Source organism: Amycolatopsis sp. CA-126428 (assembly GCF_002904335.1).
Classification (GTDB): Bacteria; Actinomycetota; Actinomycetes; order Mycobacteriales; family Pseudonocardiaceae; genus Amycolatopsis.
This window is the reverse complement of the sequence record NZ_PPHF01000136.1, coordinates 93,882-115,851: the sequence shown is the minus strand read 5'-3', so window position 1 is coordinate 115,851 and position 21,970 is coordinate 93,882. Positions and strand designations below refer to the sequence as shown.

21 protein-coding genes are annotated in these 21,970 nt (G+C 69.8%); 7 read left to right on the top strand and 14 right to left on the bottom strand.

What is annotated here, in order from left to right:
* Window positions 1-110 precede the first annotated feature (110 nt).
* Window positions 111-692, top strand: a complete 582-nt coding sequence (locus tag C2L58_RS33495) for a bacterial proteasome activator family protein (RefSeq protein WP_103341661.1) — start codon at window positions 111-113, stop codon at window positions 690-692.
* 92 nt (window positions 693-784) lie between these two features.
* Here the strand turns inward: C2L58_RS33495 and C2L58_RS33490 are convergent, their stop codons facing one another.
* Window positions 785-2,023: a polysaccharide pyruvyl transferase family protein gene (locus C2L58_RS33490; RefSeq protein ID WP_103341660.1), complete on the bottom strand. Its 1,239-nt coding sequence runs from the start codon at window positions 2,021-2,023 to the stop codon at window positions 785-787.
* A 117-nt stretch (window positions 2,024-2,140) separates the two neighbouring features.
* Between C2L58_RS33490 and wzm the strand changes: the two genes are divergently transcribed.
* From wzm to glfT1, 3 genes are read left to right on the top strand one after another with little or no spacing between them, the layout of a single operon-like run.
* Window positions 2,141-3,091 carry a galactan export ABC transporter permease subunit Wzm/RfbD gene (gene wzm / locus C2L58_RS33485; protein WP_199191578.1) on the top strand — a complete coding sequence of 317 codons (951 nt, stop codon included), beginning with the start codon at window positions 2,141-2,143 and terminating at the stop codon, window positions 3,089-3,091.
* A gap of 3 nt (window positions 3,092-3,094) precedes the next feature.
* Window positions 3,095-3,910, top strand: coding sequence for a galactan export ABC transporter ATP-binding subunit Wzt/RfbE (wzt, locus tag C2L58_RS33480; protein WP_103341658.1), 816 nt, complete (start codon window positions 3,095-3,097; stop codon window positions 3,908-3,910).
* Entirely contained in the window at window positions 3,910-4,818 is a 909-nt protein-coding gene (gene glfT1 / locus C2L58_RS33475) for a galactofuranosyltransferase GlfT1 (RefSeq protein WP_199191577.1), read from the top strand. The genes wzt and glfT1 overlap by 1 nt, the downstream gene beginning before the upstream one ends.
* Window positions 4,819-4,875: 57 nt before the next feature.
* On the opposite strand, the gene C2L58_RS33470 is transcribed toward glfT1, so the two are convergent.
* The 4 genes from C2L58_RS33470 to C2L58_RS33455 form a co-directional block, all read right to left on the bottom strand.
* Window positions 4,876-6,375: a hypothetical protein gene (locus tag C2L58_RS33470; protein ID WP_103341656.1), complete on the bottom strand. Its 1,500-nt coding sequence runs from the start codon at window positions 6,373-6,375 to the stop codon at window positions 4,876-4,878.
* 10 nt (window positions 6,376-6,385) lie between these two features.
* Window positions 6,386-6,958, bottom strand: coding sequence for a DUF3558 domain-containing protein (locus C2L58_RS33465; RefSeq protein WP_103341655.1), 573 nt, complete (start codon window positions 6,956-6,958; stop codon window positions 6,386-6,388).
* Between the two features lie 3 nt (window positions 6,959-6,961).
* Complete coding sequence (locus C2L58_RS33460; RefSeq protein WP_103341654.1) at window positions 6,962-7,399, bottom strand: hypothetical protein; 438 nt, start codon at window positions 7,397-7,399, stop codon at window positions 6,962-6,964.
* Between the two features lie 130 nt (window positions 7,400-7,529).
* Complete coding sequence (locus C2L58_RS33455) at window positions 7,530-8,294, bottom strand: ESX secretion-associated protein EspG (protein WP_103341653.1); 765 nt, start codon at window positions 8,292-8,294, stop codon at window positions 7,530-7,532.
* Between the two features lie 174 nt (window positions 8,295-8,468).
* Between C2L58_RS33455 and C2L58_RS33450 the strand changes: the two genes are divergently transcribed.
* The gene (locus C2L58_RS33450) at window positions 8,469-8,714 is read left to right on the top strand and encodes a hypothetical protein (RefSeq protein ID WP_103341652.1); all 246 of its coding nucleotides are present in this window, start codon (window positions 8,469-8,471) and stop codon (window positions 8,712-8,714) included.
* 54 nt (window positions 8,715-8,768) lie between these two features.
* Here the strand turns inward: C2L58_RS33450 and C2L58_RS33445 are convergent, their stop codons facing one another.
* Together C2L58_RS33445 and C2L58_RS33440 are read right to left on the bottom strand one after the other, a co-directional pair.
* The gene (locus C2L58_RS33445; RefSeq protein ID WP_103341651.1) at window positions 8,769-10,688 is read right to left on the bottom strand and encodes a glycosyltransferase; all 1,920 of its coding nucleotides are present in this window, start codon (window positions 10,686-10,688) and stop codon (window positions 8,769-8,771) included.
* 8 nt (window positions 10,689-10,696) lie between these two features.
* Window positions 10,697-11,164 carry a GtrA family protein gene (locus C2L58_RS33440; RefSeq protein ID WP_199191576.1) on the bottom strand — a complete coding sequence of 156 codons (468 nt, stop codon included), beginning with the start codon at window positions 11,162-11,164 and terminating at the stop codon, window positions 10,697-10,699.
* A gap of 216 nt (window positions 11,165-11,380) precedes the next feature.
* On the opposite strand from C2L58_RS33440, the gene C2L58_RS33430 reads away from it, so the two are divergent.
* Both C2L58_RS33430 and C2L58_RS33425 read left to right on the top strand, forming a co-directional pair.
* Window positions 11,381-12,715 (top strand): FAD-binding oxidoreductase, encoded by a 1,335-nt coding sequence (locus C2L58_RS33430; protein WP_199191594.1) that lies wholly within the window; start codon window positions 11,381-11,383, stop codon window positions 12,713-12,715.
* On the top strand, window positions 12,712-13,467 hold the full coding sequence (locus tag C2L58_RS33425) for a decaprenylphospho-beta-D-erythro-pentofuranosid-2-ulose 2-reductase (protein ID WP_103341649.1): 756 nt from the start codon (window positions 12,712-12,714) through the stop codon (window positions 13,465-13,467). The genes C2L58_RS33430 and C2L58_RS33425 overlap by 4 nt, the downstream gene beginning before the upstream one ends.
* A 60-nt stretch (window positions 13,468-13,527) precedes the next feature.
* Here C2L58_RS33425 and C2L58_RS33420 read toward each other — a convergent pair whose 3' ends face one another.
* From C2L58_RS33420 to glf, 7 genes are all read right to left on the bottom strand, one after another.
* Entirely contained in the window at window positions 13,528-16,179 is a 2,652-nt protein-coding gene (locus C2L58_RS33420; protein ID WP_103341648.1) for a hypothetical protein, read from the bottom strand.
* A complete protein-coding gene (locus tag C2L58_RS33415; RefSeq protein WP_103341647.1) occupies window positions 16,176-16,700 on the bottom strand; it encodes a hypothetical protein in 525 nt (174 codons plus the stop codon). Before C2L58_RS33415 ends, C2L58_RS33420 begins: the two co-directional genes overlap by 4 nt.
* Window positions 16,701-16,799: 99 nt before the next feature.
* Entirely contained in the window at window positions 16,800-18,317 is a 1,518-nt protein-coding gene (locus C2L58_RS33410; protein ID WP_103341646.1) for a hypothetical protein, read from the bottom strand.
* A 76-nt stretch (window positions 18,318-18,393) separates the two neighbouring features.
* Window positions 18,394-19,104 (bottom strand): hypothetical protein, encoded by a 711-nt coding sequence (locus C2L58_RS33405; RefSeq protein WP_103341645.1) that lies wholly within the window; start codon window positions 19,102-19,104, stop codon window positions 18,394-18,396.
* Window positions 19,105-19,211: 107 nt separating this feature from the next.
* Window positions 19,212-20,207 carry a decaprenyl-phosphate phosphoribosyltransferase gene (locus tag C2L58_RS33400; RefSeq protein ID WP_103341644.1) on the bottom strand — a complete coding sequence of 332 codons (996 nt, stop codon included), beginning with the start codon at window positions 20,205-20,207 and terminating at the stop codon, window positions 19,212-19,214.
* Entirely contained in the window at window positions 20,204-20,722 is a 519-nt protein-coding gene (locus tag C2L58_RS33395; RefSeq protein WP_103341643.1) for a phosphatase PAP2 family protein, read from the bottom strand. Before C2L58_RS33395 ends, C2L58_RS33400 begins: the two co-directional genes overlap by 4 nt.
* The gene (glf, locus tag C2L58_RS33390) at window positions 20,715-21,938 is read right to left on the bottom strand and encodes a UDP-galactopyranose mutase (protein ID WP_103341642.1); all 1,224 of its coding nucleotides are present in this window, start codon (window positions 21,936-21,938) and stop codon (window positions 20,715-20,717) included. The genes C2L58_RS33395 and glf overlap by 8 nt, the downstream gene beginning before the upstream one ends.
* Between the last annotated feature and the right edge of the window lie 32 nt (window positions 21,939-21,970).

Below are 21,970 nucleotides of genomic sequence, written 5' to 3'. Positions count from 1 at the left end.
TTCGCCGTGCGTCCGGGGTTGGGTGGAGAGCCACCGGGAACCCTCGGAGCCGCTACGCTCGGAGACGGACACCCCGTGGGTGTCGCGGAGCGTGTCGAACGCAAGCCAGGATGGAGCACATGACCGAGCCGAACTTCACAGCGGGTGACCCGGGCCAGGAATCTTCACCCCAGGTGGTGGTAGTCGGACCGGACGGCACGCCGGTCGGCGCCACGCAGCTGCCCTCCCCCGACGCCGGCGCCGAGCACCCCGAGTCGGTGGGTGACCTCGTCGAAGAGCCGGCGAAGGTGATGCGCATCGGCACGATGATCAAGCAGCTGCTGGAGGAGGTCCGGGCGGCCCCGCTGGACGACGCCTCCCGCACGCGGGTGCGCGAGATCCACCAGACGTCGATCCGCGAGCTGGAGAAGGCGCTGGCGCCGGAGCTCCAGGACGAGCTGGAGCGGCTGGTCCGCCCGTTCACCGACGACTCGACGCCGTCGGACGCGGAGCTGCGGATCGCCCAGGCCCAGCTGGTGGGCTGGCTGGAGGGGCTGTTCAGCGGAATCCAGACGGCCCTGTTCGCCCAGCAGATGGCCGCCCGCGTCCAGCTGGAGCAGATGCGGCGCGGGTTGCCGGCGGGCCCTTCGGGCGCGGTCGGCCACGGGCACGAGCACGGACCGGGAATCTCGGGAACGGGCCAGTACCTCTGACGGCCGGGGTTGTCCACAGACCGGAGGGCCTGTGGACAACCTCTGTGGACAACTAGGGGCGGTGGACGCCTGCGGCCACCCCGGACAACCGCTCAGCCGAGGATCCGCCTCGACCAGCGACGCCGGAACGACTCCGGCTGCGGTTCATCCGAAGCGCTCTCGGGAATCCGACGCGCTACCGGGGCGTATACCGTCTTCGCGATCTCGACCTTGGCCCGTCGCAGGTGCGCGAGGGTGTCCGCCGGATAGCCCCCGGCCGTGGGGCGGTCCGGCACCTGGGTGAGATCCTCCAGCACCGTCCAGTTCGAGCCCAGCGCCGCCAGTGAGCGGTGCTTCGTCGCGTAATAGTCGGGGTTGATGGACACCGCCACCCCGGACGCGCCGGCCGCGGCCGCCAGCATGTGGATGTGGAAGCGGGTGGAAATCCACGTCTGGTGGGAGTTGGCCGGCAGGCCGTGCGCCCAGATGTGGGAAAACGGGTAGAACCGGGCACCGGGCAGCTCGCGCTCCAGCAGGGCGAACACCTCGCGGTCGACGCGGGGCACCCCTTCGACGACCCCGACGCGCTCCGGCGGCACCTTCCAGGCGCGCAGCATGGACAGCACCGCGCCCGCCAGCTTGCCGATGCCGACCTCGACGAGGTCGGACTGGAGGCACAGCATCACCTCCGGCTGGTCCTCGGCGGCCTCGTAGCGGTGCGGGCCGATGTCCAGGAACGCGTCGTCGATCCCGGGCTGCACGTCGACGAGGGCCGCCGATGCTTCGTCGCGGACCTCCACGACGTCGAAGTGGTCCAGCAGGCTCAGCAGCAGGGGCGTGACGTCTTCGCAGGCCGGCACGAGACCGTGCCCGGTCATCGCGGCGCGGCCACCGGACCGTTCCACCGCCGCGGCGGCGCCGGCGAGCAGGCCGAGCTGCTTCGGCCACAGCTTGTTGATGTAGCCGCCGCCGACGACGTGCACGACGTCGGCGGTCGCGAGCAGCTCGATCCCGCTGTGCAGGCGAGGCATCATGCCGGGGTTGTGCACCGCTTCGCGCACCCAGGCGGCCACCTGCCACGGCTCTTCCGACGGCGCCTCCCAGCACAACCGCCACAGCGTGTCGGTGAACTTCGCCCGGGGGTGGATGCCGTCCAGCAGGACCGCCGCGGGCCCCGGAGAGTGCGTGTCCACCCAGACGTCGGCGTCCGGAGCCATCGCGGCCAGCTCGCCGAGCCAGCTCGCCGCGATGAGCTCGTCGCCGTAATTGGGGTGCCCCACCGGAGCCACCAGGTAATAGAGAGCACGCTGGGCCGACTTCGTCGACGAATTCTCACCGGGAGCGACCGCCATGCGGCGAATCGTACGGTGTGACGGACTGTAATCCAGGTCACCTTCGCGCCCCCCGCGAGCACGTGTTGCGGGCGGGGTGGCCAGGCCGGTGAACGACCCATCGGTACCCTCGTCTTCGTGCATGCCACCAGCACGGTTCAGGCCGCAGACTCACCCGTGACGACTTCGGCGCCCCCGACGTCGGACAGCAAGACGTTCTCGCGTGCCTTCGCCGACATCAAGGCCGGATTCAGTGCCCGCGAGCTCTGGGGTCACCTGGGCTGGCAGGACATCAAGCAGAGATACCGCCGCTCGGTGATCGGCCCCTTCTGGATCACCATCAGCCAGGCCGTCCTCGCGCTCGGGCTCGGGCTGCTGTATTCACAGCTGTTCAAGCTGCCCGTCGAGGTGTTCCTGCCCTACATTTCCACCGGCTTCATCATCTGGGGCTTCATCAGCGGCTGCCTCTCCGAGGGCATGGAGACGTTCATCGCGAACGAGGGGCTGATCAAGCAGGTCCCGGCGCCACTGAGCGTGTACATGCTGCGCACGGTGTGGCGGCAGACGCTGATGCTGGCCCACAACATGATCGTCTACGTCGGCGTGCTGGCGATCTTCTTCAGCGCGCTCAGCAACAGGTACTCGCTGCTGGGCAACGGGTCGTGCGTCCCGGGCCACATCTGCCACCCGGGCCTCAGCTGGAACATCCTGCTGGCCATCCCCGGTTTCGTGCTGCTGGCGCTCAACGCCGCCTGGGTGACGCTGCTGTTCGGCATCATCTCGACCCGCTTCCGCGACATCCCGCAGGTCGTCAACTCGCTGATCCAGCTGCTCTTCTACGGCACGCCGATCGTCTGGCCGGTGGACCAGCTGATGACCGGCGGCACCCGCGAGGGCGCCTCCTGGATCCTGCCGATCGTCAAGATCAACCCGCTCTACCACTTCATGCAGGTGGTCCGCGCGCCGCTGCTGGGGCAGGAGTTCTCCGTGGGGAACTGGATCGTGGTCGGCTCCATCACCGTCGTCGGTTGGGCTCTCGCGCTGGTCGCGATGCGCAACTACCGTGCCCGCGTCTCCTATTGGGTGTGACACATGGTTTCCATTGACGTCCACAACGCGTTCGTCGACTTCCCGATCTTCGACGCGAAGACGCGGTCGATGAAGAAGAAGGTCCTCGGCAAGGTCGGCGGCAAGATCGGCACCGACACCAAGGTGCCGATCATCGAAGCCCTGCACGACGTGTCCCTCAACCTGAGTGAAGGCGACCGCGTCGGCCTGGTCGGGCACAACGGCGCCGGCAAGTCCACGCTGCTGCGCCTGCTCGCCGGGATCTACGAGCCGACCCGCGGCTCGTCGCGGATCAAGGGCAAGATCGCGCCGGTGTTCGACCTCGGCATCGGCATGGACCCCGAGATTTCCGGCGTCGAGAACATCATCATCCGCGGCCTCTTCCTCGGCATGACCGCCAAGGAGATGGAGAAGCGGGTCGACGACATCGCCGAGTTCACCGAGCTCGGCGACTACCTGCAGATGCCGCTGCGCACGTACTCGACGGGTATGCGGGTGCGGCTGGCGCTGGGTGTCGTCACGTCGATCGACCCCGAGATCCTCATCCTCGACGAGGGCATCGGCGCGGTCGACGCGGCGTTCCTCAACAAGGCGCGCGACCGGCTCAAGGACCTCGTCAAGCGCTCCGGCATCCTGGTGTTCGCCAGCCACTCGGACGAGTTCCTCTTCGAACTGTGCGACTCGGCCATCTGGATGGACGAGGGGCACCTCAAGCAACAGGGTTCGCTGCGGGACGTCCTGACGTCGTACAAGGGCCGTGACCCCTTCGAGAACATGAGCCAGGAAACCCTGGAGCGCTTCGGCATCGAGCCGGCGGCGATGACGAACGGCGGGGAATGATGGCCAGCGAGACCCGGCAGCTGCCCGGCGGCGCGGTCGTCGGCGTGGTCGTCACGCGGCACCGGCGGGAGCTGCTCGCGGACTCGCTGAAGGTCATCGCGGCCCAGACCCGGCCGGTCGACCACCTGGTGGTCGTCGACAACGGGCCGGACGACTCCGCGCGCGAGGTCGTCGAGAACTACCCGCTGCCGCACACGTACCTGCCGTCGCACCGGAACCTCGGTGGCGCCGGCGGGTTCGCGCTGGGCATGCTGCACGCGCTCTCGCTGGGCGCGGACTGGATCTGGCTGGCCGACGACGACGGGCGCCCGGCCGACGAGAACGTGCTCGCGATCCTGCTGGAGGAAGCGGAAAAGCGGGACCTGGCCGAGATTTCGCCGGTGGTGTCGAACATCGACGCGCCGGACAAGCTGGCGTTCCCGCTGCGCCGCGGCCTGACCTGGAAGCGTTCGCAGTCCGAGCTGGGGGCCGACTTCCTGCCCGGCATCGCGTCCCTGATGAACGGCGCGCTCTTCCGCGCGTCCACTTTGGACGTCGTCGGCGTGCCGGACCTGCGGCTGTTCTTCCGCGGCGACGAGGTGGAGCTGCACCGGCGGCTGGTCCGGTCCGGGCTGCCGTTCGGCACGTCGCTGAAGACGAAGTACCTGCACCCGGACGGCTCGGACGAGTTCAAGCCCATGCTGGGCGGCAAGTTCCACGCGCAGGACCCGGAAAACGAGGTCAAGCGGTACTACACCTACCGCAACCGCGGCTACCTGCTGTCCCAGCCGGGCATGCGGAAGATCGGCGCGCTGGAGATCGTCCGCTTCGGACTGTACTTCGTGGGCGTGAAGCGCGACCCGAAGGCGTTCCTGCAGTGGCTGAAGCTGGTGCGGCAGGGCCGCGCCGAGAAGTTCTACCGCTACTGATCCCGCAACGGAAAAGGCCCCCGCTCCCGTCGCGGGGGCCTTTTCCGTCGAGCGGGCTTATTCGCCGATGACCGGCGGCGCCGTGCGCAGGTCGGTGCCGAAGACCTCGTCGGGGTCACCCTCGACCAGGTAGGTCGGGCGCGAGTGCTCGGTGTCCTCGTCGCCTTCGCCCTTCTGGCCGCGGCCCAGGCCGCCGCCACCGGGACTCATGCCCCCGCGACCGGCGCCACCCGCACCCAGGCCGCCCATCCCGCGCCCCGCGGCCGCTTCCGCGGCGCCGATCCCGCCCGGCCGGGCGGCACCCGACGCGGCGCCCGCGCCCGTCGCGTTGCCGGCACCCGAGCCGCCGGGGCCGAAGCCGCCGCCACCGCGCCCGCCGCCGCCACCGCCGCCGCCACCGACCTTGGAGTTGTAGGCCTCGTCGCCGCCGAAGTTCATCCCGCCCATCGGCATCGGGCTCATCGGCGGCATCCCGAACTGCTGGTTCGAGTTCGACGTCGACGCGGCGGGGACCGAGCTGGGCGTGAAGCCGGACGGCGTGGTGGTGCCCGCGGGCACGAACCCGGACCCGGTGGTCGAGCCGGGCCCGGAGAAGGAGTGCCCGGCCGGGCTACCGAGCGGGCCGGAGGTGGTGCCGGACACGAAGCCCTGGGCGGTGCCGCCCGGGGTGTTCACCGAGTGCGAGCCCGGCATGTTGACACTCGAGGGGTTGTTGACGCCGTTCTTGTCGCCGGTGCCGTTGGGGTCATCGCTGCCCCCGCCGGTGCTGAAGCTCGGCGGCGGCGCGAAAGCGGGCTGTTTGGAGGCGGCCTCGTAGAGGTTCTTGTCGTAGGTCGCCATGACGCCGGCGGCCTCGTCGTGCGCGGCCTGGCTGTCCTTCTGCTTCTGGATCGACTTGTCGACGTTGTCGGGCAGGTTGAAGGGGTTCGAGGTGGCCCAGCCCTTGAACTCGTCGGTCCAGCTGAACGGGATGGGCGCCGGCATGGAGTTCTTCGCCGTGGCGGCGGCCTGCCCCTGGTCGTAGATGGTTTCCGAGGCCAGCTTGGCGTTCTGGGAGTTGGCGTCGGACCACTTGCCGAGGCTGGTGAAGTACTGCTGCGCGTTCTCGGCGGCGCTGCCTTCCCAGGTGCCCTTCGAGGCGTTGACGGCGGTGTTCATCGACTGCGCGAACTTGTCGAAGACCTTGTGCACGTCGTGGTACGCGGTCGAAAGCTCCGAAACCTGTTCGACGTTCAGGTTGGTGTTCAGATAACTCTGGAGCTGGGTGTGGTCGCTGCCCTTGTAGTCCGCGCTCGACGGGTTCAGGCCCTGCACGTACTCGACGTCGCGGCCCTGGGTGGCTTCCTTGACGTTCTTGTCGCCCATCTGCTGGGCCTGGTTCTTCGCCTGCGCCTGGGCCACCCACTGCTGCACCGGCCCGAACAACCAGCTGCTCGGGTCGACGCCTTCTTCGGCCTTCTGCTGGAGGTAGGCGTCCCGCTCGGCGGGCGCCATGTCCTGGACCTGCTGGGGCGTCTTGTCCTCGGTCTTCGGCCGCGGTCCCTGTCGCGTGGTCATCTGGGTTCCCCTATCCCTTCGGCAGCCGCGGTTCGACGGCCTTCGCGACCGCCTCGGCGACCTGGCAGGCCTCGTCCGCCGAGGCGGCACCGGTCACCGCCACATCCACCCGAGACGAATCTCCCACCGGCAGGGCGAGCGTGCAGGCCGCCACGGACGCACCACCCGGCGCTTCCTTCGCCTTCCGGCCGTTGACGTCCTTGTCGACCACGCCACCGCCGGTGTCGTTGGTCTGCGCGACCGATGCGGTGTCGCGGACGTTGACGCCGATCACCTTGGCGTTGTCACTCGCCGAGGCGATCTTCTGCCGGTAACTGCAGGAACGCACGCCGCCGACCGTCTTGTTCAGCGGCTCGTTGAACTCGCCGTAGCCGCTCAGGTCGCTCGCTTCCAGCAGCGAGCAGGCGTCGGTGATCGACTGGGTCCCGCCGCCACCGGAAGACGGGTTTTCCGAGGTTCCCGCTTCGCCGGCCGGAGACGACTGGGCGGGTGACGGCGTTCCCCCTTGCGTCGTGGTGCACCCGGCGAGCAGCGTGCCGCCGGCCACGAGCGGAAGGAGCACCCGAACGAAAAGTTTCGTCATCCCTCAAGCCTGCTTGGTCTGGAGAGCGGAGAAGGCCTGGCTCTCCGTTTCCTTGTAGAGGCCCGCGGCCCTGGCGAGCGCCTCGTCCGCCTGCTGCGCGACCCGCCTGAGCTGCTCGAGAACCTCGGTCGCTTTACCCGCGGCCGTCGAGTCGTGCTTGGCGACGGTGTGCCCGTACGGGTGGTCGCCGAGTTGCGGGTTCTGGTCCAGCAAGTAGCTGGTGGACTGCACGTCGGCGAGGCCGTTGACGAGGTCGAGGAGGGCGTCCCGGATCGGCTTCACCCCCTCCGGGGTGATCTTGAACCCGCCGCCCTTGGCCGCGTCGACCAGCTTCTGGGTCTCGGCCGTGACCGCCTGCACCGCGGCGCCCATCCCGGCCGAGGAGAGCGGGTTGACGATGTCGGCGATCGAGCCGCCGCCCCCGCCGTCAGCCATCTGCATCGCTGTTCCACCCCGAATCGCTTCGCCCGTGCGTGTGCACCCGGAAGTCTACTAGCCGGGCACCCAGCGCGACCGCCGTTCACCGATCTCCACTTCGGACGCGCCCGGGGCGCGGCCGGTTCCCGTCCCGTCAGAACTGGCCTTCGAGCTGGGCGTACAGCTGCTGGGCCAGCCGGGCGTTGTCGGCCGGGGCGTAGGTGATCCAGCGCTGGCCGTCGGCGGCCGCGCGGGAGGACATCAGCCAGCGGCCGCTCGGGGTGTCGAACCAGGCCAGCGGGGGGAACGTGCCGCCGCGCGTCTGGGCCGTGAACTGGCCCACGCGCTTCTTGGGCTCCTGGAAGACGCGCTCGATCATGCGGACCTGCGGGCCGCCGGCGTTGCTGTGCGCGCGCGGGCCGGCGACGCCGGCGAACGGGTCGTACGTCTCGTCGCGGCGCTGGTGGCGGGGCTGCTGGACCGGCCGCGAAATCGTCACCGACTGGCCGGGCGCCGCCGGCGTCAGCGGGAGGAGGTCGACGATCGCCGGCACGATGCCCGTCGGGCGGACCTCCTCGAAGACCAGGAGGTTCTCCTCCTGGCGCGCGAGCACCGCGAACTGGCCGTCGGAGGCGACGCGCGCGAACAGGTGGCGGTCGCCCAGCTCGGCGGCCGCGTTGATGGACACGCTCCCCCGGACGAACGTGGCCAGCGCCAGCTCGGCGTCCGGGTCGAGGCGGCCGCGGCTCCACAGCCCGCGGCCGGTCAGGTCGCGGACGACGGCGTCGCGGATCATCGCGCGCTGCTCGACGGTCGTGCCGACGTGCGGGACCTCGAACGGCGTCGGCGCGCGGCCGAGCCCGAGCTGTTCCAGCAGGATGTCCACCGCTGCCAGCGACAGCGAGAACGAGTGAGGCATCGCTTCCGTCCCCCCGGGGTCTTCCGGTCGTCGCCGAAAACGGTAGTCCACCGCGGTGACAACCGGGGCTTCGCCCCGGGCCGGGGGCTCCGCCACCGGGAGCCCCCCGAACGACAGCTCCGCCCTCAGCGAACCCGCTTGCCCGGCGAAGATCGGCGCTGGTCCGATGGACGCATGGCTGACCCGAAACCCGCCCTCGTCCTGCACCTCGCCACCGGCGGCGAACCGCTGCTGTTCGCGCTGACCACCGAAGAATCCGGGAAGCTGGCGGGCAAGCTCGCCCAGCTCGTCAAGACCGGCGCCGTCGAATCGGTGACCACCAAGGCCGACGCGGTGGTCGCGATCAACTTCGCCCACGTCGCCGCCGCGTACATCGACGACCTCAACCGCAAGAGCACCGTGTTCGGCATGCACGCCTGACACGGCGAAGGCCGCCTCACGAGAACGTGAGACGGCCTTCGCGGGAGCCCGTGCTCAGAGCTTGTACAGGCGCTTCCAGTTCTCGCGCGAGGTGAGCTCGGGCATGGCCCGCTTGTACTGCTCCTGCACCGCCGCGCCTTCCTTGCGCAGCCGCTGGATGACCTTCACGCCCTGCTTGGCCAGCGCGAACATCTTCACCCGGTCGTACGACCGGACGCGGACGCCTTCCTGGCTCGCGTCGGTGACGACGGCGGTGTTGAACAGCGCGATGTGCCACCAGTTGGCCTCGTCGATCGGCACCGCGCCGAGCCCGAAGCGGCTGCGGCCGAGCAGCCGGTCGAGGACGCGCCTGATCAGCACCACGCGCTGCAGGCTGGGCCGCGGCGAGCTGTTGATGATGCCGATGTCGTTGGACGCGATGCCCGGGACGTCGGTCGCCTTGTGGCGCTTGGTCTCCGGGTACTCGTCGCGGATGCGGCGGATCTCCTTCATCGCCTCGACCCCGCCGTCACGCAGGATCTCCGGGCCCTTCAGGAAGTCCTCGACGGCCTTGATCAGCGTCGCCGACAGGCCGTACTGCATGCCGAGCAGGTAGCGCACCAGCTGCGCGATCAGCACCCGCGAAAGCAGGTTCAGGTTGAACGGCGAGTGCAGGGCCGCGGTGATGATCGAGTTGCGCAGGTTGAAGTACCGGTGCCACTCGTCCCAGTCCTTCATGTGGAAGTCCGCGTGCCACACGCCCGCACCCGGCAGGGTGACGGTCGGGAAGCCGTGCGCGCGGGCCCGGTAGGAATACTCGGCGTCGTCCCACTGGAAGAAGAACGGCAGCGGGTAACCGCTGGCCTGGACGACCTCGTAGGGGATCAGGCACGACCACCAGCCGTTGTAGCCCGCGTCGAGCCGGCGTTCCTGGCGGTTCGGCTTCAGCGTCTCCTCGTCCACGCCGAGCAGGTCGGCGGTGGACAGCGAGTGCTCGACCGGCTGGCCGGGCTCGAGCGTGTTGAGCCGCGCGTACTCGGCGCCGACGTGCAGCTGGTTCGGGTGGAACAGGTTGAGCATCTGGCCGCCGACGATGATCGGGTTGGCGGCGCGGTTCGAGAACGCCGTCATCCGGATCACCAGGTCCGGCTCGAGCAGGACGTCGTCGTCCATGAACAGGACGTTCGCGTGCTCGGTCGCGGTGTGCCCGGCCACCTCGAAGAGGCCGCGGGTGAAGCCGCCGGCGCCGCCGAGGTTCGGCTGCTTGATGTAGTGCAGCTTGTCGGCGAGGTCCTTGGCGACCTGCTCGAAGCCATCGCGCGACTCGACGAGGTCGGTGCCCTGGTCGGCGACGTAGATCGCGTCCAGGGTCTCCAGCGAGGAGACGTCCGCGGCGAGGGCCTGGAGGTTCTTCAGGCAGTCGTCGGCGCGGTTCATCGTGCAGATGGTCACCGCGGTCGGGCGGATCTTCTCCGGCGCTTCAACTGTCCAGCGGACCTGCTCGACGCGCAGCGTCTGGCCGCCCTCGGTCTCGAGGTCGAGCCAGAGCGCGCCGCCGTCGTAGAACTTGTCCAGCTTGCCGGTCAGCGACACCTTCGCCTGCTTGGCGTCCTTGACCTGCTCGGCGGCCACCACGCGGGGCTCGCCCTCGACGTCGGAGGCGCCCATCGACAGCAGGCCGGTGCCGGTGACGACGGCCTCGACCGAGACCTCGGTCACCGTGGTCCAGCGCTGCCAGTAGCTGGCCGGGAACCGGCCGAAGTACGTGTTGCCCGACACCTTGGAGGCGGGCTCGAGGGCGATCGACGCCCGCTCCCGCACGGCCGCGCCCCACTGGAGCTCGGCGTACAGGTCCTTGCTGACGATCGGCGCCGGGCCGGCGTAGAGCCCGCGCTGCGCCGTCAGGCGACCCTGCGGAGTGTGCTCGGTGAACCGCGTCTCGGTGGCCGTGCCGGCTTCGGTGGTCGGCGCCGGGGTGGCTGTTTTACCGGGCATCTGGTTCCTCAGTTCTCCTCAGTCGACGGCTCGCGGAAGACGACCCACTTGAGCATCACGAAATTGATCACGGTGGCGGTGGCCTGCGACACGGCCCAGCACAGGGTGTGCTGCCAGGCGGACTCCGGCAGCACGTTCAGCATTAGCTGGTTCACCCCGACCGCGACGAAGAACGTCACGGTGTAGAGCAGGACGAACGAGCCGACCTGCGCCTTCCCGTCGCGGCGCCCGCCGGCGAAGGTGAACTTCCGGTTCAGGAAGAACGCCGTGGTCGTGCCCACGACGAAAGAGATAGCGCGGGCGATGTCGACCGACGGTGAGGTGGCCATCCCGGCCACCTGGGTCAGCAGCGTGTAGGTGCCCAGGTCGACGAGAGCGCAAAAGCCCCCGATCAGGGCGAAGCGGACGAGCTGGCCCAGCAGTCCCACGGAGGACTGCCCAGCCGTTGCCTCGGCTTGCGGATCGGTCGCCACCACTGCATTACCTCGTCACCTGTGTCATGGTCACCCGCGCGGGCGCTTGTGCCTTGATGCGCAAAGTGTAGAAGCGAGCACTTCAGGGTCACGTTCCGGGCGTCCGTCGGCGTGGCTACCTCCATCCATGCCCCCACCACCACCCTCAACGGAGGCGCTTCGCGCCGCTGGTTTACTTGACGGGTGACCCAAGCACCCAATACACAGCGTCGCACGCTCATGGGCTGGGCGCGGACCGCACCGACCACCGCCGACGTGCTGACCACCGCCGACGTGGAGGTGATCGCCCGCGCCGTGGCCCAGGCCGGTGAGCGCGGCGTCATCGCCCGCGGCCTCGGCCGCTCCTACGGCGACCCCGCGCAGAACGCCGGCGGCCTGGTCGTCGACATGACGGCGCTGAACCGGATCCACTCGATCGACCCGGACTCCGCCCTCGTCGACGTCGACGCCGGCGTGAGCCTCGACCAGCTGATGCGCGAGGCGCTGCCGTACGGCCTGTGGGTCCCGGTGCTGCCGGGCACGCGCCAGGTGACCATCGGCGGCGCGATCGCCAACGACATCCACGGCAAGAACCACCACAGCGCGGGCAGCTTCGGCAACCACGTCGTGTCGATGGACCTGATCACCGCCGACGGGCAGCTCCGCACGCTGACGCCGGAGGGCCCGGACGCCGAGCTGTTCTGGGCGACCGTGGCCGGCATCGGGCTGACCGGCATCATCGTCCGGGCCAAGATCCGGATGACCAAGACCGAGACCGCGTACTTCCTCGCGGACAACGAGCGCACGAACAACCTCGACGAGACCTTGGAGCTGGTCAGCAACGGCTCCGACGACAACTACACGTACTCGTCGGCGTGGTTCGACACGATCTCCACCGGCTCGAAGCTCGGCCGCGCCGCCTTCGGCCGCGGCTCGCTCGCGAAGCTGGACGAACTGCCGCCGAAGCTGCGCGCGAACCCGCTGAAGTTCGACGCTCCGCAGCTGGCGACGCTGCCGGACGTCTTCCCGAACGGCCTGGCCAACAAGCTGACCTTCGGCGCGATCGGCGAGCTGTACTACCGCAAGACGCCGAAGGCGGCCCGCGGCGTGATCCAGAACCTGACGGCCTTCTACCACCCGCTCGACATGTTCGGCGAGTGGAACCGCGCCTACGGCTCGAAGGGCTTCCTGCAGTACCAGTTCTCGACCCCGCTGAACGCGCACGAGCCGCTGCGGAACATCGTCCGCAAGATCGCCGAGTCGGGACACGTGTCCTTCCTCAACGTCTTCAAGCGCATGGGCGAGGGCAACGCGGCGCCGCTGTCGTTCCCGCACCCGGGCTGGATGGTCTGCGTCGACTTCCCGATCAAGGACGGCCTCAGCCGGTTCTGCCAGGAGCTCGACGAAGACGTCCTGGAGCTGGGCGGGCGGCTGTACACCGCGAAGGACTCGCGCACCTCGCCCGAGACGTTCGCGAAGATGTACCCGCGGCTCGAAGAATGGCGCAAGGTCCGCGCTTCCATCGACCCCGAAGGCGTTTTCGCCTCTGACATGAGCCGGAGGCTCGAACTGTGATCGACGCGGTGGGCAACCCCCAATCCCTGCTCCTGCTCGGCGGCACGTCCGACATCGCGCTGGCGATCGCCGAGAAGTACCTGGCCGAGAAGCCGCTGCGCGTGGTGCTGGCCGCCCGGCCGTCGCCGCGCCTCGACGCGGCCGCGCAGCGCCTGAAGGACCGCGGCGCCGAAGTGTCGACTGTGGACTTCGACGCCAAGGACACCGCGACCCACCCGGCCGTGCTGGCCAAGGCGTTCGACGGCGGCGACATCGACGTGGCGGTCGTGGCGTTCGGCCTGCTCGGCGACCCCGAAGAGGTCTGGCAGGACCACGCGAAGGCCGTCGAGCTGGCCACGGTGAACTACACCGCGGCGGTGTCGGTCGGGGTCGCGCTGTCGGAGAAGCTCAAGGCCCAGGGCCACGGCACGGTGATCGCGCTGTCGTCGGTGGCCGGCGAGCGCGTCCGCCGCTCCAACTTCGTCTACGGCTCGACGAAGGCCGGTTTCGACGGCTTCTACCTGGGGCTCGGCGAGGCGTTGGCGCCGTTCGGGGTCAAGGTGACGGTCGTCCGCCCCGGGCACGTGAAGACGAAGATGACCGAGGGCCTGAAGGACGCTCCCCTGGCCCAGACGGCCGAGCAGGTCGCCGAGATCGCCGTCGGCGCGGCCCGCGCAGGCAAGGACCTCGTGTGGGCGCCGGCACCGTTCCGGCTGGTGATGTCGGCGCTGCGGCACGTCCCGCGGCCGATCTTCCGCAAGCTCCCGATCTGACGCACCCACGGGTCACCCAGGTGCTGCCGGCCGCAAGGGCGCGCCGCACCTGGGTGAATGTCACAGGCTGTTCAGGGCCTCGGTGATCTTCGGTTTCCACGGCCAGTTCCCGGCGTGGTCAGGGCACCTCAGCCCCAGTTCCCACAGCTCACGCGCCCGCTCCACATCACCCAGTTCGGCCATCGCCTGCCCGTAGTAGTACAGATCGCGGGAGAGCGCCTCGCGGTGTGACGGCGGCTCGGTCAAGTGGCCGTCCAGTGCCTGGGCGAACAGTTCGGCGGCCACCGCCCAGTGTCCCGACGCCCACGCGGCGCGAGCCCGGTAGATCAACACGAGGTCCCCGCGGTCGTTCTGCCGGATCCACGGATCACCCTCGAGCGCTTGCAGGTGGGTGACGACGAGATCGAGGTCGCCGGTCAGCAACCCGAGGTCGGCCAGGTGGGCGTGCGCGTTCATCACCCAGCGGGACACGTTCGGCCCCTGCGCGTCCTCGCCGGCGAAGTACTCAAGCGCGGACAGGTGCTCGGCCTTGTACTCCTCCGGATCGACGACACCGCCCAGCAAGCCGTGCCGCAGGCCCACCAACCGGGAGATGTACGCGTTGGTCCGGTCACCGGCTTCCTCGGCGGCTTCAGCGGATTCGGTGAACCAGGTCAGCGCCTGGTCGAGCCGGCCGTGCAGGGCTTCGAGGTAGGCGAGGTCGTAGAACAGAGGAGAGCGCTGTCGCGCCGAGGTGACGTGGTCGACGTCCTCGACGTCCGCGATCGCCTGGGCCAGCAGCCGGTGCGCGGCGTCCAGGTTGTCCGCGCCGCCCAGCCGGCGCAGCCGCCCCGCCTCACCGTGGGAGAAGGCGATTCGCGCGGCCGCGCGGTTCCTCGGGTTCGGGATGGCGTGCTCGAGGTAGTCCGAATCGCTCAGCCGACGCAGCACGGCCGCGTTGAGATCGGCCACGTCGTGCCGGTGCTGGAGCATGGCGTGCAGGCTGCTCGCGAGGTCGGTACGACCTTCGTTGATCAACCGGGCCAGCACGGCGGTGAGGCCCTCTTCCAGTTCGGGCGAACCGGACAAGGCCACGTAGGCCGCCACGTAATCACCCAGCATGTCGTCCACGCCGACCCGGCGACTCTTGGCGAGCCCGAAGGACGGCCCGGCCAGCAGGTCGGTGAGCAACTGCTCGGCCTCGCGGCGGGTGCGGGCCGAGGCGGCGGTCCGGATCGACGCGACGAGGTGCGAGGCCGTGTTGTTCAAGGCGTACGCGTCGTCGCACGTCGCCCAGGAGTCACCGTGTTCGGTGAGCAGCCGCTGAGCTACGGCGAGATGGCTTTCGTCGGCTTCCACATGCCAATCATCCAGGATCCGGTCCTCGTCCGCCGAGGTCAGGAACTCGGCCATGGTGACGTGGTGCAGCCGGACGGTCCGAGTGTCCCCGGACAGGAACTGGGCCAGATCATCGAGCGCCGCGCGGGCGTGGGCGCGATCGCGGCTCAGGTCGGCGAGCAGGAGCAGCGTCTTCAGCGGCAACGGTGCCTGGGCGACGGCGAGCACCTCCAGCAGCTTCCGGTGCACTCGCGCCCACACGTGAGTCCACCGGTTACCTTCACGACGCTTCACTGTGTCGCGAATCACCACGAGGAAGTACTCGTAGATACCGTCCAGCCCCGCGGGCAGCACGGACAGCCGGGTGAGCGCCGCGACCCGTTCGCCGTCGCCGTCGCTCACCGCGTCCCGCAGGCCACTCGCCCACAGCGTCAGGTAGAGGAAGCTGCCCTCGGCGTGGTCCGCGATGCGCCGCGCGACCGCCTCCGCGCCGACCCGGCGCACTTCGGGCAGCTCGGCGATGCCGGGAGCGGAAACCACTGTCCGGGCGTACTTGAGCAGGTCCTCGCGAACCTCCGCGGCGGAAGGTTCGATCCGTTCCTCCCGCAGCCGGTCCGCCTGCGCGAGCCGGAACCGCCTCAGCAGCTCGGTGTCCGGTCGCGCGGACACCACCACTCGCAGGTTCGCCGGCAGCTCCGGGCAGTCGGCGAGCCATTCGAGGATGTCCGTCCGCCCCACGTCACGGCCTTGGTGGCGAAGCTCGTCCACGGAGTCGATGCACAGCACGACCATGGCCGCCGGGTCACTGGCGGCGAGCCGGACGGCGGGCTCGATCAGGGCGAGGTGCTGCAGGTTGCCGACGTCGTTGAGCCGTGAATCCGCCACCATCCGGGCGATCTCGAACCCGACGACGCTGCCTTCCGCCACGTCGACCTGCTGCGCCACCTGCACGGCCGTGTGCTGGAACGGCGAGATGTGCAGCAGTCCCACTCGTGCGCCCACGACGCGACCCGCTTCGGCCACCCTGCCGACCGCCTGGGTCACCTGGACGTCCAGGTCGACCCGCATCAGCTCCGGACGCAGCAACGCGAGCTGGTGCCCGACGCTCAGCAGCAACGACCACGCGTCGCCGCTGGCCAGCGGGTGGCTGCTGAGCCGCCGCAGGAAGTACCGCGGCGACAAGGCATGGCGCTGGGTGAGCCACGCCAGCAGCGTGCTCTTGCCCGCACCCGGGCCGCCCGAGATCAGGACGAACCGGCAGTCCGGGTCCCGGAAGTGCCGTTCGATCCTCGCGGCCAGCCAGAAGCGCTCGACGAACCCCTGCTCGAGGTAGCGGGCGATGACCTTTTCGTACAGCAACTCGTCCCGGCTGAGCCGGGCCTGCTCGTCGGTCAATCGCCGATCCGGTCGAGGTCGACGCCCACCGCGGTCCCGGAGACTTCGTCCGCCCGGATGGCGCCGCGCACGTGGGCGCCGCCACCGACGACCCTCGCGCGGACACCGGCGACGTAGCCGGAAACCGCGGCGACGTCGACCGAGCCCTCGACCACCGGGCCGGAGGCCGGGCGCTGCTCGCCCCGGAAAGTGATGCGCTGGCGGTAGACGGCTTCCAGCAACCGCCGGACGGCGTCGGTGGTCTCGAGCAACCTCTCGTCCTGGGTGCTGATGGGTTCGATTTCGTCGACGTAGTCCTGCAGCACCTTGCGCAGCTCGCGGAGGTCGGGTTCGACCCGGTCGAGCACCGCGGGATCCGGGTCCAGCGGAGCCAGCTGCCCCTCCAGAGCAGGCGCGTCCGGGACCTCTGCCGCCTTCTCGCGACGGCGCTTGAGGAGTTCGGTTGCCTGGTTGTACACGAACTTGATGCCTTCGGTGAGGACCGTCGCCCCGAGCACCGAAAGCGTCAACGGGTCCGCCATCTGTCGTTCCTCCCCGCGGTTGACCGGCTCTCGTCCTACCGGTCACCCGCACGGGGGAGCAAGCCCTTTAGCCTGAACGGCCGCAGGGCGGAACTCGGCTCAGCCGCCGATGGCGTGGGCGGGGACCAGGTAGAGGTTCTGGCTGCCCACCCACGGCGATTCGATGTGCCAGCTCGCCAGCGCGGCCGGCGGCGGGGTGCGGCGGGTCGTCGCCAGGACCAGGTCCGGGCTGGCCGGGGCGACGCTGTGGTCGAAGTTGTGGAAGTTGGCCTCCAGCAACGCCCGGCCGAGGTCGTCGCTGCGGCGCTTGGTCTCGGTGATCGCCGGGTCGACCGCGCCGCGGTCGGAGAACTCGTCGACCAGTTCGCAGTCGCACGCGTACGCCAGCGCGCCCACCTCGCCCGCCGTCTCGACCTTGCGGCCGTGGGCGATCGCCGCCAGCTCGTGGCCGATTTCGCGGTACTCCGTCGTCGATGCGTGATTGCTCGTGATCGGGGCGAACTGGCGGGGCAGGCCCGGCAGCGCGTACACCGCGACGCTCGCCGCGAGGACCGCGCCGGCCGCCGTCCACGTCCCGCGCCTGACCCGCTCCGGGACCGCCGACGCGCAGGCGGCGAGGAAGATCGTCGCGCCGATGATGCTCGGCGCGTAGTACCAGTGGTAGGGCGGCACGCCCAGCCGGCTGTAGGCCAGGTAGTGCAGCGCGCCGGCGACGGCGAGCGCCGCGAACGGCGTCAGGAGGCGGGCCGTCCCGGAACCTCGGCGGTACTGCACGATCCAGGCCACCCCGGCCAGGGCGGCCAGCACCAGGGGCAGGAACGAAAGCGTGGCCGCGGCCGGGAAGTTGCGCCAGTACAGCAGCGGGCCGTTGGTGAAGCTGAACGGTCCCCACGACTGCTGGCTGATCTTGATGACGAGCGTGTCCGGCACGGCCGAGCCGAGCACCACCCAGCTGAACCCGAACCAGGGCAGCGTGACGGCGAGGGCCGCGAAGATCGTCTGCCAGATGCCGGCCCAGAACTCACGGCGGGCGGCGAACAGCACCGCGGCGATCAGCAGCAGGTCGATCCGGACCAGCGCGAGCAGCCCGATCGCCACGCCCAGGCGGCCGGCCCGGCGCTCCCCCACGTAAACCAGCGTCCACACGACGCCGGCGGCGCCGAGCGCCACCTCCAGGCCGATCGAGGACAGCAGCAGCGGGTTGACCAGCAGCAGCGCGAACGTGAGCGGCGCGAACGCGGGCGGCAGGCCGGTGCGCTCGCCCAGCCGGCGCAGGCCCAGCACGAGCAGCACCTGCGCGGCGACGAACACGACACCGGCGGCCAGCACGGCGTCGCGCACCACGAAGGTGACCGCGCCGAGGGCCAGGACGTTCAGCGGCGACGTCGCGGTGTTGGCCGTCCCCTGCTCGATCAGGCCCCAGTGGCCGTGGAAGGCGAGGTTCTTCGCGTAGGACAGCGTGATGTACGTGTCATCGATGAGATGGCTGCTGACCAGCGCGAACACCAGTGCGGAGGCGGCCGCGGCGCCCGCCGGCAAGGCCCACGAGCGGGCGAGGGGGATGGCCGCCGGCAGCGCGCGGACGGCTTGGGGGAGTTCTGCGGAGGCGCTTCGCATCCGGGCCACCGTACCCCGCTCGTGATGCTTCTGTGATCTGAGCGGAGTACGGGTGGCCTAGGCCACAGTCAGGGGATCAGATGCCGTCCCCGGCACCGGGGCCGGCGTTGCCGCGGCCGCCGAAGCCGGGGCCACGGCCGTCGAAGCCCTGGCCGGGGCCGTCGTACTGGCGGTGGACGCCGGGCCGGCTGTCCCGCGGGCCGTGGTGGCTCGCGGCGGCGATCCCGCCGACGATGCCGCCGCCGACGAGCATGCCGAACACCCCGACGGCGACGAGCTGGGTCGCGCGATGACCGGCGAACCGCCGGAAGCCACCGGCCGGGCGTGCCGGCGGCGGCCCCCAGGCGGCGTAGTGCGGCCCGGGGCCGGGCTGCGAGAGCTGCGGGGTCGGCGGCGGCTGCTGACCGTGGACGGCGGTCTGATCGGCTGCCTGGGCGGCTTGGTCGGCCGGAGCGGCTCCGGCCGCCTGGCCGGGAGTCGCGGGGCCGGTCGCACCCGGCGCGGCAGCCGTTCCGGCAGGAGGCGCGGCCTCCGGCCCGGCATCAGCCGGCGCGCCGGCTGCTGCTCCAGCAGCAGGCGTGGCTTCCGGCGCGGCAGCGGCAGCGGCAGTGGGCGTAGCAGCCGGCTGGTCCGGCCGCGCGGGCTCGGAAGCGGGCGTCGCCGGGTGGGCCGGTGCCGCGGTGGGGGTGTCGGTGGCCGCCGTTGGCTGGGTGGCCTCGGTCGGGTGCTCGACAGTCGGCTGCCCGGCTCCGTCCGGGGCCTGCTGCTCGCGCGGCTGGTCGTTCATGGTCGCTCCTGGGGTCACGGGGACGGGCGCAGTGCCCGCCCCCACCACCTCAGGGTGCGCCGCTCAGCTGTGTACGAGCTGAAGCGAACCTGTCGATCCGCAATGAGTCACAGGTAGAACGCCAGGAACAGCGTGATCACCCAGGACGCGCCCAGCACCTGCAGGATGCGGTCCTTGAGCGCGATCTCCTCGGGCTCGCCCGCGATGCCGCCGTCGACGTCCACCGCGTAGCGCAGCACCGCCACCAGGAACGGCACCATCGAGATGAGCGCCCAAACCGAGTTGTGCTCGGTCTGGCGGATCTCGAACGCCCACAGGCAGTACGACATGATCAGGATCGCCGCCGACGTGGCCCAGACGAACCGCAGGTAGCTGGCCGAATACTTCTTCAGCGACGAGCGGATCTTCGCGCCGGTCCGCTCGAACAGCATGATCTCCGCGTAGCGCTTGCCCGCCACCATGAAGAGCGAGCCGAACGCCGTGACCAGCAGGAACCACTGCGAAAGCGCGATGCCGCCCGCGACGCCGCCGGCGATGGAACGCATCAGGAAGCCCGAGCCGACGATGGCCAGGTCGACCACCGGCTGGTGCTTGAGGCCGAAGCAGTAGCCGAGCTGGACGGCCTCGTAGACGCCCAGCACGACCGCCAGCTGCCAGCTGGCGAGGAACGACACGCCGAGGCCGGCCAAGAAGAACACGACCGCGGCCCCGTACGCGACGGGGACCGGCACGATCCCGGCCGCGATCGGCCGGTTGCGCTTGGTCGGGTGGGCCCGGTCGGCCTCGACGTCGATCGCGTCGTTGATCAGGTAGACCGAGCTCGCCACCAGCGAAAAGGCCACGAAGGCGATGATCGCGTCGATCAGGAGACCGGTGCGGTCGGTCGACTTCGAGAACGCGAAGAACGGGGCCGCGAAGACCAGGACGTTCTTCACCCACTGCCGCGGCCGCGCCGTCTTGATGACGCCGCCGACCAGGCCGAACTTCCCCCGGGTGGCGGTCACCGTCGACGTCTCCGAAGACACTTCAGTCACCGGTGTCTCCGGTGCCTCAGGAGTCACGGCCGCTTCGTCGCTGTTGCGCTGCTCGGTCGTCTCGCTCATGGGTTCTTCTTCAGCTTCCGTCGTATCAGACCACCGACGAGCCCCCCGAGAGCTGCACCGGCCACAACGTCTGTCGGATAGTGAACGCCGAGCACGAGCCTCGAGGCCAGCATCGGCGGTACCAGGGCGGGCACCAGGTTACGCCCGGTCAATCCGGAGTAGAGCACCGCCGCCGCCGTGGTGGACGTCGCGTGCGACGACGGGAAGCTCAGCTTGCTCGGCGTGCCGACCAGGACCTCGACGCTCGGGTGGTCCGGTCGCGGCCGCCTGACCACGCGTTTCACCGCGATGGAGGCGGCGTGCGCGCCGACGACCCCCGCCGACGCGACCAGCCAGTCCGTGCGCCGCTTCTTGTCGACGACGGCGCCGAGCAGCCCCAGGCCGAACCAGCCGAGAGCGTGCTCGCCGAAGTGCGACATGCCGCGCGCAGCCTTCACCGAAGCTTCACTCTTCAGAAAGCCCTGAGCCTTCGCCAGGACGGCCACCTCGCCGGTGGGGTGCCCCTTCTCAAGCATCGAGGGACCCGTCGAGCGGCGCGCCGTCGGTCAGGTGCGGGGCGATCTTGTTGTCGAACGCCGACAGCGCCGAGCCGATGGCCATGTGCATGTCGAGGTACTTGTACGTGCCCAGCCGGCCGCCGAACAGCACGTTCTTCTCGCGCGCCTCGGCCTTGGCCAGCTCGCGGTAGGCCTCGAGCTTCTCGCGGTTCTCCGGGGTGTTGATCGGGTAGTACGGCTCGTCTTCGTCGGTCGCGAAGCGGGAGAACTCGCGGAAGATGACCGTCTTGTCCTTGGGGTAGTCCCGCTCCGGGTGGAAGTGCCGAAACTCGATGATCCGGGTGTACGGGACTTCCTGGTCGTTGTAGTTGACGACCGAGGTGCCCTGGAAATCACCGGTCTGCGCGACCTCGGACTCGAAGTCGACGGTGCGCCAGGTGAACCGGCCCGCCGAGTAGCCGAAGTAGCGGTCCAGCGGCCCGGTGTAGACGGTCGGGGTGCCCGCCGGGATGTGCTCGCGGACGTCGAAGTAGTCGACGTTCAGCCGGATCTCGATGTTCTCGTGCTCGGCCATCTTCTCGAGCCACGCGGTGTACCCGTTGACGGGCAGGCCCTCGTAGGTGTCGTTGAAGTACCGGTTGTCGAAGTTGTAGCGGACCGGCAGGCGCGTGATGATGTTCTCGCCCAGGTTCTTGGGGTCGTTCTCCCACTGCTTCGCCGTGTAACCGCGGATGAACGCCTCGTAGAGGGGGCGGCCGACCAGCGAGATCGCCTTCTCTTCGAGGTTCTGCGCGGCGGAGGTCTCGAACTCCGACGACTGCTTCGCGATGAGCTCGCGGGCCTCGTCGGGGGTGTGCGACTTGCCGAAGAACTGGTTGATCAGGGCCAGGTTCATCGGGAACGAGTAGACTTGGTCCTTGACCCGCGCGAAGACGCGGTGCTGGTAGTTCGTGAACTCGGTGAACCGGTTCACGTACTCCCACACCCGCTTGTTCGAGGTGTGGAACAGGTGCGCCCCGTACTTGTGCACCTCGATCCCGGTCTCCGGGTCGGGCTCCGAGTAGGCGTTGCCGCCGAGGTGGCTGCGCCGCTCGAGGATGAGGACCTTCTTGCCCAGCTCGGCCGCGGCCCGTTCGGCGACGGTCAGGCCGAAGAAACCGGACCCGACGACGACGAGGTCGTAACCTGCGAAATCGTCTTCAGTAATCTTGGCGGGGTTCGTGTGCGCGCTCACGGGCGTCGAGGGTACGCAGGTCGCTGACCCGG

What these genes read in the sequence shown, in the direction of transcription:
- C2L58_RS33495 (WP_103341661.1), top strand. Translation starts at nt 111, where the DNA reads ATGGAGCACATGACCGAGCCGAACTTCACAGCGGGTGACCCGGGCCAG.
- C2L58_RS33490 (WP_103341660.1), bottom strand. Translation starts at nt 2,023, where the DNA reads ATGGCGGTCGCTCCCGGTGAGAATTCGTCGACGAAGTCGGCCCAGCGT.
- wzt (WP_103341658.1), top strand. Translation starts at nt 3,095, where the DNA reads ATGGTTTCCATTGACGTCCACAACGCGTTCGTCGACTTCCCGATCTTC.
- glfT1 (WP_199191577.1), top strand. Translation starts at nt 3,910, where the DNA reads ATGGCCAGCGAGACCCGGCAGCTGCCCGGCGGCGCGGTCGTCGGCGTG.
- C2L58_RS33470 (WP_103341656.1), bottom strand. Translation starts at nt 6,375, where the DNA reads ATGACCACGCGACAGGGACCGCGGCCGAAGACCGAGGACAAGACGCCC.
- C2L58_RS33465 (WP_103341655.1), bottom strand. Translation starts at nt 6,958, where the DNA reads ATGACGAAACTTTTCGTTCGGGTGCTCCTTCCGCTCGTGGCCGGCGGC.
- C2L58_RS33460 (WP_103341654.1), bottom strand. Translation starts at nt 7,399, where the DNA reads ATGCAGATGGCTGACGGCGGGGGCGGCGGCTCGATCGCCGACATCGTC.
- C2L58_RS33455 (WP_103341653.1), bottom strand. Translation starts at nt 8,294, where the DNA reads ATGCCTCACTCGTTCTCGCTGTCGCTGGCAGCGGTGGACATCCTGCTG.
- C2L58_RS33450 (WP_103341652.1), top strand. Translation starts at nt 8,469, where the DNA reads ATGGCTGACCCGAAACCCGCCCTCGTCCTGCACCTCGCCACCGGCGGC.
- C2L58_RS33445 (WP_103341651.1), bottom strand. Translation starts at nt 10,688, where the DNA reads ATGCCCGGTAAAACAGCCACCCCGGCGCCGACCACCGAAGCCGGCACG.
- C2L58_RS33430 (WP_199191594.1), top strand. Translation starts at nt 11,381, where the DNA reads ATGGGCTGGGCGCGGACCGCACCGACCACCGCCGACGTGCTGACCACC.
- C2L58_RS33415 (WP_103341647.1), bottom strand. Translation starts at nt 16,700, where the DNA reads ATGGCGGACCCGTTGACGCTTTCGGTGCTCGGGGCGACGGTCCTCACC.
- C2L58_RS33410 (WP_103341646.1), bottom strand. Translation starts at nt 18,317, where the DNA reads ATGCGAAGCGCCTCCGCAGAACTCCCCCAAGCCGTCCGCGCGCTGCCG.
- C2L58_RS33405 (WP_103341645.1), bottom strand. Translation starts at nt 19,104, where the DNA reads ATGAACGACCAGCCGCGCGAGCAGCAGGCCCCGGACGGAGCCGGGCAG.
- C2L58_RS33400 (WP_103341644.1), bottom strand. Translation starts at nt 20,207, where the DNA reads ATGAGCGAGACGACCGAGCAGCGCAACAGCGACGAAGCGGCCGTGACT.
- C2L58_RS33395 (WP_103341643.1), bottom strand. Translation starts at nt 20,722, where the DNA reads ATGCTTGAGAAGGGGCACCCCACCGGCGAGGTGGCCGTCCTGGCGAAG.